This is a genomic window from Achromobacter agilis (genome assembly GCF_900496965.1).
Classification (GTDB): Bacteria; Pseudomonadota; Gammaproteobacteria; order Burkholderiales; family Burkholderiaceae_B; genus Achromobacter; species Achromobacter agilis.
Genome location: NZ_UFQB01000047.1, coordinates 1 through 11870 on the forward strand (window position 1 = coordinate 1; position 11870 = coordinate 11870).

An 11870-nucleotide genomic window follows, 5' to 3' on the forward strand; every position below is an offset into this window, starting at 1 on the left:
GGCGCAGCCCGGCCCAGGCGGCCGCGGACAGCGCCAGCGCGAGGCCGCCCAGGGCGATCCAGAGGGTGTCGGCGAGCGCGCCGCGCGCCGTCAGCGCCAGGCAGGCCAACCCCGTCAGCGCAATGCCGGCGCCCACGCCGGCGTAGGCCACAGCGGAGGCGCCCGCCTCGCGCGGGTCGCCCACGGGCACGGGCCGCCAGGCCGCCACGCAGATGAAGGCGCTGGCGCTTGCGTACCCGGCGGCCAGCCGCAACGCGCACCAGGCCGCCATGCCATGCCAGAGCGGCATGGCCAGCGTGAGCAGGGCCACGGCCAGCAGGCTGGCCGCCAGCGTGCCGCGCAGACGCCGGACGGGCCAGGCGATGGCGGCCAGCGCGCCGAGCAGATAGCCGGCATAGTTGGCCGAGGCCAGCCAGCTGCCCTGAGCCAGGGACAGCCCGGCTTCCTGCGCCATCGAGGGCCAGACCGGCGTAAAGGCGAACCGGCCGATCCCCATGGCCGCGGCCAGGGCCAGCGCCGCGGGCCACGCCAGGGCGGCTGCGTTGCGGGATGCGGGGGCGGGAGAAGTAACGGGCGTTGACATGCCCCTTACTCTACGGCTGTACTAATATCTTTAATAGTGAATTATTAAGAATACGAGTTCTTGAAATGAGAAATTTGGATCTCGACGCGCTGCAGATATTCAAGGCGGTTGCCGACCAGGGCGGCGTGGCGCGCGCCGCCGCGCACCTGAACCGCGTGCAGTCCAATGTGTCGACCCGGCTGAAGCAGCTGGAGGCCTCACTGGAAGCGTCGCTCTTCCGGCGGCAGAACCGCCGCCTGGTGCTGTCGGACCAGGGGCGCGTGCTGCTGTCGTACGCCGATCGCCTCTTGCGTCTTTCGGATGAGGCGCAGGCCGCGGTGCGCGAAGGCTCGCCGCGGGGCGTCCTGCGCATCGGGACCATGGAAAGCACCGCGGCCGCGCGCCTGCCGCCCATCCTGGCGGCCTATCACGCGTCCTGGCCGCAGGTGCGCATCGAACTGGTGACCGGCACGTCGGCGGCGCTGGCGGCCAAGGTGCGCAATTACGATATCGAAGCCGCCTTCGTCGCCCGGCCGTTCCCGGCGCAGGGGCTGGCGGCGATGGACGCGTTCCGGGAAGAACTCGCGCTGATCTCGCCCATGGCATGGGATCCGATCGGAAGCGCGGAAGAACTCGGGGACCGCAGCGTCATCGCGTTCGCGTCGGGGTGCTCCTATCGCCGCATCCTGGAATCCTGGTTGAACCAGGAAGGCGTGACGCCGGGCAATGTGATGGAGTTCGCCTCGTATCACGCCATTGTGGCGTGCGTGGCCGCCGGGTCGGGCGTGGCCATCGTGCCGCGTTCGGTGCTCGCGGTGCTGGGAACGGCGCATTCGGTGCGCGTCGGCGCCCTGCCGGGTTCCCATGGCCAGGCCTTGACGCAACTGGTGTGGCGCGCCGACGACGACACGCCCGCCCTGCAGGCCTTGCGGCAGGAACTGGAGGCGTCGCGCGCCTGACGGCGGCGCCTGCGGCGCGCCGCAGGCGTGTCCTGCCGCTTAGAAGCGGTAGCCGACGCCCAGCGTCGCCACCCAGGGGTTGATCCGTGCGGTGCCGACGTGCTGGCCGTCCAGCTTCACCTTGGACGAGATGTCGATGTAGCGGATGTCCGCGTTCATGAACCAGCGGTCATTGATCTTGATGTCCGCGCCGAGTTGCGCGGCCACGCCCCACGAATCCTTCAGCTTCAGGTCCGAGCCGCTCAGCGCGCCTTCGGCCTTGGTGTCGAAGAAGTGGGTGTAGTTGATGCCGACGCCGATGTAGGGCTGGATCCTGCTGTCCGGCAGGATGTGCCATTGCAGGCTCAGCGTGGGCGGCAGGTGCTTGGTCGAGCCGATCTTGCCCAGGCCGCTGCCGCTGATGTCGTGCTGGAACGGCCAGGCGCCCAGCAGTTCGAGGCCGATATTGCGCGTCGCCATATAGGTCACCGTGAAGCTGGGACGCACGTTGTTGTTGACGTCGAGCTTGACGCTGCCGTCGAGCACGCTGCCGTTGTTGGAGGCCGGGCGCACCTGCGTGACTCCGACCTTGAGCAGCACGTCTCCGGCTTCGTGTGCGTGCACGGGGGCGGCGAGCGAGGCGGTGGCGATCAGGCCGGCGATGGCAGTGGCGCGAAGGTGCCCGTTCAGCGAAAACATTTCCTTTCTCCGATCTTTCCGTAGGTTGAGCAGACAGGTTCGCAGACCCGCCGCAGACCCCGATTGACGTGTGTCAACTCGTGAAAAGACCGCGATAAGAAAGTGGTTATGTCACAACAGCGGCGCGCTAGAAAATGCCCCCACGCCGCGCAGGCTTCGCCCGCTTGCTGCCCCCCAGGGGGGCGTTTTTGTCTTGGGACGGCCCGGCGACAAAAAAAAACGCCGCCGGCGCGAAAGCGCTCGGCGGCGTTGCAGGCCATGCCGGGGATCAGCGCGGCAGTTCGCTGCTTCCCATCAGGTAGGCGTCGACGGCGCGCGCGCACTGGCGGCCTTCGCGGATGGCCCAGACCACCAGGGACTGGCCGCGGCGCATGTCGCCGGCGGTGAAGACCTTTTCCACGTTGGTGCGGTAGTCGTCGGTATTGGCGCGCACGTTGCCGCGCGCGTCGCGATCCACGCCGAAGGCGTCGAGCACGGTCTGCACCGGCGACACGAAGCCCATGGCCAGCAGCACCAGGTCGGCCTTGATCTCGAATTCCGAGCCTTCGGCCTCGCGCATCTTCATCTGGCCGGTGGCTTCGTCCTTGAACCATTCGACGCGGGCGCCGACCAGCTTTTCGACCTTGCCATTGCTGCCCTTGAGCAGCTTGGTGGTCACGGACCAGTCGCGCTCGCAGCCTTCCTCGTGCGAGGAGGACGTGCGCATCTTCAGCGGCCAGTAGGGCCACGTCATGGATTTGTTTTCAGATTCGGGCGGCTGGGGCATCAGCTCGAACTGCGTGACCGAGGCCGCGCCATGGCGGTTGCTGGTGCCGACGCAGTCGGAGCCCGTATCGCCGCCGCCGATCACGATCACGTGCTTGCCCTTGGCCAGCGTCTGGTTGGTGAGGCGGTCGCCGGCCACGGCCTTGTTCTGCTGGCGCAGGAAGTCCATCGCGTAATACACGCCGGACAGTTCGCGGCCCGGCACCGGCAGGTCGCGCGGGGTTTCCGAACCGCCGCTCATCACGACCGCGTCGAACTCGGCCAGCAACGATTCAGGCGTGCGCACCGTCAGGCCATCGGCTACCGGGTCGCTGGGGTTGCCGATGTAGGTCGAGGGCGCGAATTCCACGCCTTCGGCCTCCATCTGCGAGATGCGGCGATCGATCTGGTGCTTTTCCAGCTTGAAGTCGGGGATGCCGTAGCGCAACAGCCCGCCGATGCGGTCGCTCTTTTCGAACAGGGTCACGGAATGGCCGGCGCGGGCCAGTTGCTGCGAGCACGCCAGGCCGGCGGGGCCGGAGCCCACGACCGCGATCTTCTTGCCTGTCTTGCGGGCCGGCACCTGCGGCGACACCCAGCCTTCGGCCCAGCCCTTGTCGATGATCGCGTGCTCGATGGACTTGATGCCCACGGCGTCGCTGTTGATGTTCAAGGTACAGGCGGCTTCGCAGGGCGCCGGGCAGATGCGGCCGGTGAACTCCGGGAAGTTGTTGGTGGAGTGCAGCACGTCCAGCGCGCGCTTCCAGTCCTGCTTGTACACAAGATCATTCCAGTCCGGGATGATGTTGTTGACCGGGCAGCCGTTGTTGCAGAACGGGATGCCGCAGTCCATGCAGCGCGCTGCCTGCTGCTTGGCCTGGTCGTCGTTCAGGTGCAGCACGAATTCGCGCCAGTTCTTCAGGCGCTTCTGCGGGGCCTCGGAGGCCTCCTGCAGGCGCTGGTATTCCATGAATCCGGTGATCTTTCCCATGATTTTCCTCACGCAGCCAGTTGTTGCGGGTTGGCTGCACGCCACATTTCACCCAATGCGCGGCGGTAATCCGTCGGCATGATCTTTACGAATTTGCCGCGTGAGGCTTCCCAGTCGCCCAGGATCTCGCGCGCGCGGAAGCTGCCGGTGTAGCGGAAGTGGTCTTCCACCAGGCGGCGCAGGATGGCTTCGTCCGTTTCGCGTTCGCCGCCGCGTTGCGCGCTGTGCCAGGTGTCCATGCTGTTCTGCGCGACCTGTTCCGCGTGCGGGGTCACGGGTTCCAGTTCCACCATGGCCAGGTTGGCGCGGTGCTTGAGCGTGCGCTCCGGGTCCCACACATAGGCCACGCCGCCGGACATGCCGGCCGCGAAGTTGCGGCCCGTGGCGCCCAGCACCACGACGGTGCCGCCGGTCATGTATTCGCAGCCGTGGTCGCCCGTGCCTTCCACCACCGTGGCGGCGCCCGAGTTGCGCACCGCAAAGCGTTCGCCGGCCACGCCGTTGAAGAACGCCTCGCCCGCCAGCGCGCCGTACAGCACGGTATTGCCGGCGATGATGTGGTCGGGGCCGAAGCCGCGGAAGTCATTGGGCGAGCGCACGATGATGCGGCCGCCCGACAGGCCCTTGCCGACGTAGTCGTTGCCTTCGCCCACCAGGTCCATCGTGATGCCGTGGGCCAGGAACGCGCCGAAGCTCTGGCCGGCGGTGCCGTTGCACTGGATGTGGATGGTGTCGTCCGATAGGCCGTCATGGCCGTAGCGCGAGGCCACGGCGCCCGACAGCATGGCGCCGATCGTGCGGTTGCGGTTGCGTACCGGGACGATGAACGACACCTTTTCACCGCGCTCCAGCGCGGGCTTGCTGCGCTCGATCAGTTGATGATCCAGCGCGCCGGCCAGGCCGTGGTCTTGTTCTTCGGTCTGGCGCACGTCGGCGTCGGACTGGGTTTGATGGAACACGCGGGCGAAGTCCAGGCCTTGCGCCTTCCAGTGTTCCACGCCCGAACGCATGTCCAGCAGGTCGGCGCGGCCGATCAGGTCGTCGAACTTGCGGATGCCCAGCTGGGCCATGATTTCGCGGACTTCCTCGGCGATGAAGAAGAAGAAGTTCACGACGTGTTCGGGCTTGCCCTGGAATTTCTTGCGCAGGACCGGATCTTGCGTTGCCACGCCCACCGGGCAGGTGTTCAGGTGGCACTTGCGCATCATGATGCAGCCTTCCACGACCAGCGGCGCGGTCGCGAAGCCGAATTCGTCGGCGCCTAGCAGCGCGCCGATGACGACGTCGCGGCCGGTCTTCATCTGGCCGTCGGCCTGCACGCGGATGCGGCTGCGCAGGCGGTTGAGCACCAGCGTCTGCTGCGTTTCGGCCAGGCCCAGCTCCCACGGCGTGCCCACGTGTTTGATGGAGGACACCGGGGACGCGCCCGTGCCGCCGTCATGGCCGGCGATCACGACGTGGTCGGCCTTGGCCTTGGCCACGCCCGCGGCCACCGTGCCCACGCCGACTTCGGACACCAGCTTGACCGACACCGAGGCCTTGGAATTCACGTTTTTCAGGTCGTGGATCAGCTGGGCCAGGTCTTCGATCGAGTAGATGTCGTGGTGCGGCGGGGGCGAAATCAGGCCCACGCCCGGCACGGAGTAGCGCAGCTTGGCGATGTATTCGGACACCTTGTGGCCGGGCAGCTGGCCGCCTTCGCCGGGCTTGGCGCCCTGGGCCATCTTGATCTGGATCTGGTCGGCGGACGACAGGTATTCGGCGGTCACGCCGAACCGGCCCGACGCCACCTGCTTGATCTTCGAGCGCAGCGAATCGCCCTTCTTCAGCTGGACGTCCGCTTCGATGCGGTCGGAGCCCAGCACGGAGGCCAGCGTATCGCCGTCCTTGATGGTGCTCTTGCCGTCGCGCATTTCGGCGCGGTAGCGCAGTTCGTCCTCGCCGCCTTCGCCGGTGTTGGACTTGCCGCCGATGCGGTTCATGGCAACGGCCAGCACCGAGTGCGCCTCGGTGGAGATCGAGCCCAGCGACATGGCGCCGGTGGCGAAGCGCTTGACGATGTCCTTGGCGGATTCGACGTCGTCCAGCGGGATGGCGCGCGACGGATCGAAACGGAACTCGAACAGGCCGCGCAGGGTCATGTGGCGACGGCTCTGGTCGTTGATGATCTGCGCGTATTCCTTGTAGGTGCGGTAGTTGTTGGCGCGCGACGCATGCTGCAGCTTGGCGATGGAATCCGGCGTCCACATGTGCTCTTCGCCGCGCACGCGGTAGGCGTATTCGCCGCCCGCGTCCAGGTCATTGGCCAGGACCGGGTCGGCGCTGAAGGCGGCGCGGTGCTGGCGCAGCGCTTCCTCGGCGACCTGGAAGATGCCGATGCCTTCGATGTTGGACGAGGTGCCTGTGAAGTACTTGTTGACCAGGGCGCCCTGCAGGCCCACGGCTTCGAAGATCTGCGCGCCGGTATAGGACATGTACGTGGAAATGCCCATCTTGGACATGACCTTGTTCAAGCCCTTGCCGATGGCCTTGATGAAGTTCTTGACCGCCTTTTCGGGGTCGTTCATCTTGCCCAGCGATTCCAGCGCCAGGTAGGGGTGGATGGCTTCGGCGCCGTAGCCGCCCAGCAGCGCGAAGTGGTGCACTTCGCGCGCCGAGCCGGTTTCCACGACCAGGCCGGTATTGGTGCGCAGGCCGGCGCGGATCAGGTGCTGGTGCACCGCGGACGTCGCCAGCAGGGCCGGGATGGCCACGCGCTCGCTGTCGACCAGGCGGTCCGACACGATCAGGATGTTGTAGCCGCTTTGCACCGCGTCGACGGCGCGCGCGCACAGCGCGGCCACGCGGGCTTCGATGCCCTCGGGGCCCCAGGCGGCGGGGTACGTGATGTCCAGTTCAAAGCTGCGGAACTTCTTGCCTGTGACCTGCTCGATGTCGCGGATCTGCGCCATGGCGGCGAAATCCAGCACCGGCTGCGATACTTCCAGGCGCAGCGGCGGGTTGACGTTGTTGATGTCCAGCAGATTGGGCTTGGGGCCGATGAAGGACACCAGCGACATCACCAGCTGTTCGCGGATGGGGTCGATCGGCGGGTTCGTGACCTGCGCGAACAACTGGCGGAAGTAGTTGTAGAAAGGCTTGGCGCGGTCGGACAGCACGGCCAGCGGGGCGTCGTTGCCCATCGAGCCGATCACTTCCTCGCCGCTCGCGGCCATGGGTTCGAGAATGAACTTGTAGTCTTCCTGGGTCCAGCCGAAGGCCTGTTGGCGATCGAGCAGCGACACGGGCGACTGCGTGGCGACGGCGGCCTGGCGCGGGGCCGGCAGCGATTCCAGCTTGATCTGCAGGCGTTCGATCCACTGGCGGTAGGGACGGCTGTTGGCCAGCTGCAACTTGATCTCGGCGTCGTCGATGATGCGGCCCTGTTCCAGGTCGATCAGGAACATCTTGCCCGGCTGCAGGCGCCACTTCTTGATGATGCGGTTTTCGGGGATCGACAGCGTGCCGGCTTCGGAGGCCAGGATGACCATGTCGTCGTCGGTGACCAGGTAGCGGGCCGGGCGCAGGCCGTTGCGGTCCAGCGTGGCGCCGATCTGGCGGCCATCGGTGAACGCGACCGCCGCGGGGCCGTCCCACGGCTCCATCATGGCGGCGTGGTATTCGTAGAAAGCGCGGCGGCTTTCGTCCATCTGCGTGTGCTGCTCCCAGGCTTCCGGGATCATCATCATCATGGCGTGGGCCAGGGAATAGCCCGAGTTCACCAGCAGTTCCAGGCAGTTGTCGAACGTGGCGGTGTCGGACTGGCCTTCGTAGACGATGGGATACAGCTTCTTCAGGTCGTCGCCCAGCACGGCGGACTGCATCATGCCTTCGCGGGCGCGCAGCCAGTTGAAGTTGCCCTTGACCGTGTTGATTTCGCCGTTGTGGGCGATCATGCGGTACGGGTGGGCCAGTGGCCAGGCTGGGAAGGTGTTGGTCGAGAAGCGCTGGTGCACCAGCGCCAGGGCCGAAACGGTGCGCGGATCGGCCAGGTCGCGGTAGTAGCGGCCGACCTGGTCGGCCAGCAGCAGGCCCTTGTAGACCACGGTGCGCACCGAGGCCGAGGGCACGAAGTATTCCTTGCCGTGCGCCAGGTGCATGTTCTGGATCGCGTGGCTCGCGGTCTTGCGGATCACGTACAGCTTGCGTTCCAGCGCGTCCGGCACCATCACGTCGGCGCCGCGGCCGATGAACAGCTGGCGAATCACGGGTTCACAGGCGCGCACGGTGGGCGACATGGGCATGTCGACGTCCACCGGCACATTGCGCCAGCCCAGCACGACCTGGCCTTCGGCGCGCACGGAGCGCTCCAGTTCCTGTTCGCAGGCCAGGCGCGACGCCGTCTCTTTGGGCAGGAACACCATGGCCACGCCGTATTCGCCGGGTGGGGGGCAGGACGATGCCTTGCTGGTTCAGTTCGTCGCGGTAGAGCGCGTCGGGGATCTGGATCAGGATGCCCGCGCCGTCGCCCATCAGCTTGTCCGCGCCGACCGCGCCGCGGTGGTCCAGGTTTTCCAGGATCTTCAGACCCTGCTGGATGATGGCGTGGCTCTTCTTGCCCTTGATGTGCGCAACGAAACCCACGCCGCAGGCGTCATGTTCGTTCTTGGGGTGGTACAGGCCCTGGACCGGCGGCAGGCCGATGCGGCTGGCGTCGATAGGGGTAGCCTTGGGCGGGGGACAGGATTCGATCTGGGTGTTTTGGGACATAGCGCGCTCCGCAGTGGGCCTGCGTCGTAATGTTGCAGTGCAGGAGACGGACAATACCCCCGCCGGGAGTAGGGTGCAATAGAAATAATAGGGGTTTGTCCCCATTTATAATGACGTATTGCCATAGGCAATTTATAAGGGGACGCATCTAGAGTGACGCTACTGGCGGCTTCGCAAGGGGGTATGCACCAGCTAGGTGCGCGGAAAGCCATGGCCCCCCTATTTTTGCTTTTATATGTCCCTTATTTTTGCATTGAAAAACAGCGGAGATGCCCGCCGCTTTCAGTGTTGCGGGAATGCCAATGCTGCAAGCCCGAGGCAAGGACGCCGGCCAGGCGCGCAGCGTCCCGCGTGCCCGCTCCCGGCGGGACGGATGAACAGACGGATGGAAAAGGCAGGGTCCGCCGCCAGGGCGGAACCGGAATCAGGAATTGGGGGTGGAGGACGGTTCGGCGTCGGCCGGCGCCGGGACGGCAGGTTTCTTGCGCGGGCGTCCGCGCTGGCCGGGAGCGACCCGCCGGCTGGCGGTGTGGGCCAGGCTGGCGATGAAGCTGGGGCCGCCCAGCGCCCATTGGCCCGAAACCGCCTGGTCGATGCGCTGGCTTTCCTCGCGCGACAGGCCATCCTGCAGCCGCTTGCGATAGTTGGCCTGGCGGTCGAACGGGGTGTTGCCACACGCCCAGTAGTCGGCGTGGTCCGACTGCCATTGCGCGGGGGCTGCGCTGGTGTTGCCGGTATGGCTGGCGGCGGACGACCAGGGCCAGGAGTCGGGATCCTGGGAGGCGCCGCTGCGCACGGGGTAGGTTTCCAGCCAGACCAGGGCCGGCAGCACCCATGCGCCGGGCTCCAGCAAGGCGGAGCGGTAGCGTCCCGCGAAGACGCGGCCACCGCGCAGCCGCGCCGCAAGGTTGCGGCCTAGCGTTTGCATCAGCCGGGGCAAGCCTTCCTCGTCGGCGGGCGTGGCCAGCAGCAGGATGCGGTCGTTGGCAAGCAGCCAGCCGTGAACCGAGACACGATGGCGCTGGGCGGATTCGCCGAGCCATGTGGCCAGTTGGTTCAGGATGTCGGCCGGCGCGGGTTGCGACGGCGCCGCCAGCGGCTGGATGAAGTTGGCCTGCACCAATTGGGGCAGCCCAGGGGCGTACAGACGGGGCAGACGGGCCATAGTGTCAGGACTTGCGTATCTGGAAGAACGGGTTGTCTTCTCTCACGGTATATAAATAGTGCCACGGTAGGCGCTGGTCAAGTCCCGTGATCACGATATGGGCAAGGAATCGCTTTTTTTCGTCGTCCGTACCCGATAAAGCGCAGGTTAACATTCGGCGACAGAACGTCGTACCGTGGATATACCCTAACCCGGCGACGCTTTTTTCATTCTTTCGATTGGAGACGACCTATGGCCTCGGCCCTGGAACTCATTTCGCAGCACCGCTGCTTTGGCGGCTGGCAGCGCTACTACCGCCACGAGTCCACGGAGATCGGCCTGCCCATGCGCTTCTCCGTCTATGTCCCGCCGCAGGCCGAACAGGGCCCGGTGCCGGTACTGTTCTACCTGGCCGGGCTGACCTGCACGGAAGAAACCTTCATGATCAAGGCTGGCGCCCAGCGCCTGGCAGCGGAGCTCGGCGTCATGCTGGTCGCCCCGGACACCAGCCCGCGCGGCGCCAATGTGCCCGGCGAGGACGAAAGCTGGGACCTGGGCACGGGCGCGGGCTTCTACGTCGACGCCACCACGCCCGCCTGGCGCGCCCACTACCGCATGTACAGCTACGTGACGGAAGAACTGCACGGCATCGTCACCGGCGACGCCCTGCCCGGCGACGCCTCGCGCACGGGAGTTTTCGGTCATTCCATGGGCGGGCATGGCGCCCTCGTGCTGGCGCTGCGCAACCCGGGCAAGTTCCGTTCGGTGTCGGCGTTCGCGCCCATCGCCGCGCCGAGCCAGTGCCCCTGGGGCAAGAAGGCGTTCGGGGCCTATCTGGGCGCCGAGATCCAGGACTGGGCCGCCTATGACGCGTCCGCGCTGATGCGTCAGGCCCAGCGTCCGTTCCCGGACGGCATCCTGATCGACCAGGGCGAAGCGGACCAATTCCTGGCGGAGCAGTTGTATCCCGAGGTATTCGAGGCCGCCTGCGCCGCCGCCGGCCAGCCGCTGGTCCTGCGCCGCCACGAGGGCTACGACCATGGCTACTATTTCATCTCGACCTTCATCGAGGATCACATCCGGTTTCACGTCGAACGGCTTGGAAAACCGGCGGCCTGAGGGCGCTTCTATACTGGCGGGCCTGCCGCGGCGGGCCCGCGGCGCCCGGGGGGGCAGCCGGGCCGCCGCCTGCGGCGTGTTCTTGAATAGGAACGCCTGACTTGATCAACGGAATCGCTCCCTTCGTCTGGATACTGCTGGGTGCCGTCATCGTCCTGTTGCCGGGCATCGTCATGTTGCTGGGCAGGGGCGGCCCGCGCGACGAGCGCGGCCGCAAGATGTTCCAGTTTCGGCCGGTGCGCCGCCTGTTCGGGCTGATGCTGGTGCTGCTGGGGTGCGTGTCCGGCCTGCTGGCCTTGTCGCTGGTGCAATTCTTCCGCCTGACCACCGACGAACCCGTCGCCCGCATCGAGATCCGGCAGCAGGCCGAGGGCCAGTTCCAGGTCAATGCCAGCGCGCCCGGCACAGGAACCCGTCAGTACGTGTTGTATGGCGACCAATGGCAGATCGACGCGCGGGTCGTCCGCTGGCGGGTGCCGGCGCTGATGGCGGGCGTGCCGCCGCTGTACCGCCTGGAGCGGCTGTCCGGCCGTTATAGCGATGCGGCGCGCGAGGCGTCCGCCACGCGCTCGGTTCATTCGCTGGACGACTGGCCCGCGCCGGACTTGGGTTCGCTGAAGAAGAATTTTCCGAACTGGTTCCCGTTTGTCGATGTCCAATTCGGCAGCGGGGCCTACATGCCCTTGTTCGACGGCGCCCGCTACCAGGTCTTCCTGGATCCGCGCGGCGCGCTTTTCATCCGCCCGGACAACGAGGCCACGGCCGAGGGGCTGAAACGCCTAGGCTGGTAATGGTGCCCCCACGCCGCGCGCACTGCGTGCGCTTGCTGCCCCCCAAGGGGGCTGCGTGTATGGACCGGGGACATGGGTAACAGGTGTACGAGGACATGGGTGACACTTTTCCGGGTTAGGTGCCCGGGAGAGT

The 11870-nt window shown here is 66.6% G+C and carries 7 protein-coding genes and 1 pseudogene; 3 read left to right on the forward strand and 5 right to left on the reverse strand.

The genetic code is table 11. The features are described from left to right. Positions 1-583, reverse strand: a 583-nt coding sequence (locus tag AGI3411_RS29720; protein WP_129530890.1) for a YbfB/YjiJ family MFS transporter, incomplete at its 3' end; no start/stop codon positions are given. Between the two features lie 65 nt (positions 584-648). On the opposite strand from AGI3411_RS29720, the gene AGI3411_RS29725 reads away from it, so the two are divergent. Beyond that, positions 649-1521 (forward strand): LysR family transcriptional regulator, encoded by an 873-nt coding sequence (locus AGI3411_RS29725; protein ID WP_129530891.1) that lies wholly within the window; start codon positions 649-651, stop codon positions 1519-1521. A 39-nt stretch (positions 1522-1560) separates the two neighbouring features. Here AGI3411_RS29725 and AGI3411_RS29730 read toward each other — a convergent pair whose 3' ends face one another. The 4 genes and pseudogenes from AGI3411_RS29730 to AGI3411_RS29745 form a co-directional block, all read right to left on the reverse strand. Beyond that, positions 1561-2199 (reverse strand): OmpW/AlkL family protein, encoded by a 639-nt coding sequence (locus tag AGI3411_RS29730; RefSeq protein ID WP_129530892.1) that lies wholly within the window; start codon positions 2197-2199, stop codon positions 1561-1563. Positions 2200-2467: 268 nt separating this feature from the next. Continuing rightward, positions 2468-3934 (reverse strand): glutamate synthase subunit beta, encoded by a 1467-nt coding sequence (locus AGI3411_RS29735; RefSeq protein ID WP_129530893.1) that lies wholly within the window; start codon positions 3932-3934, stop codon positions 2468-2470. 8 nt (positions 3935-3942) lie between these two features. After that, positions 3943-8683 (reverse strand): annotated as a pseudogene (locus tag AGI3411_RS29740) (glutamate synthase-related protein). Positions 8684-9107: 424 nt separating this feature from the next. Beyond that, positions 9108-9848, reverse strand: a complete 741-nt coding sequence (locus tag AGI3411_RS29745; protein WP_129530894.1) for a hypothetical protein — start codon at positions 9846-9848, stop codon at positions 9108-9110. A 231-nt stretch (positions 9849-10079) separates the two neighbouring features. Here AGI3411_RS29745 and fghA point away from each other — a divergent pair, with 231 nt between their 5' ends. Both fghA and AGI3411_RS29755 read left to right on the forward strand, forming a co-directional pair. Next, positions 10080-10946, forward strand: a complete 867-nt coding sequence (gene fghA, locus AGI3411_RS29750) for an S-formylglutathione hydrolase (RefSeq protein ID WP_129530895.1) — start codon at positions 10080-10082, stop codon at positions 10944-10946. A 101-nt stretch (positions 10947-11047) separates the two neighbouring features. Further along, positions 11048-11737, forward strand: coding sequence for a hypothetical protein (locus AGI3411_RS29755; RefSeq protein ID WP_129530896.1), 690 nt, complete (start codon positions 11048-11050; stop codon positions 11735-11737). Positions 11738-11870: the final 133 nt, after the last annotated feature.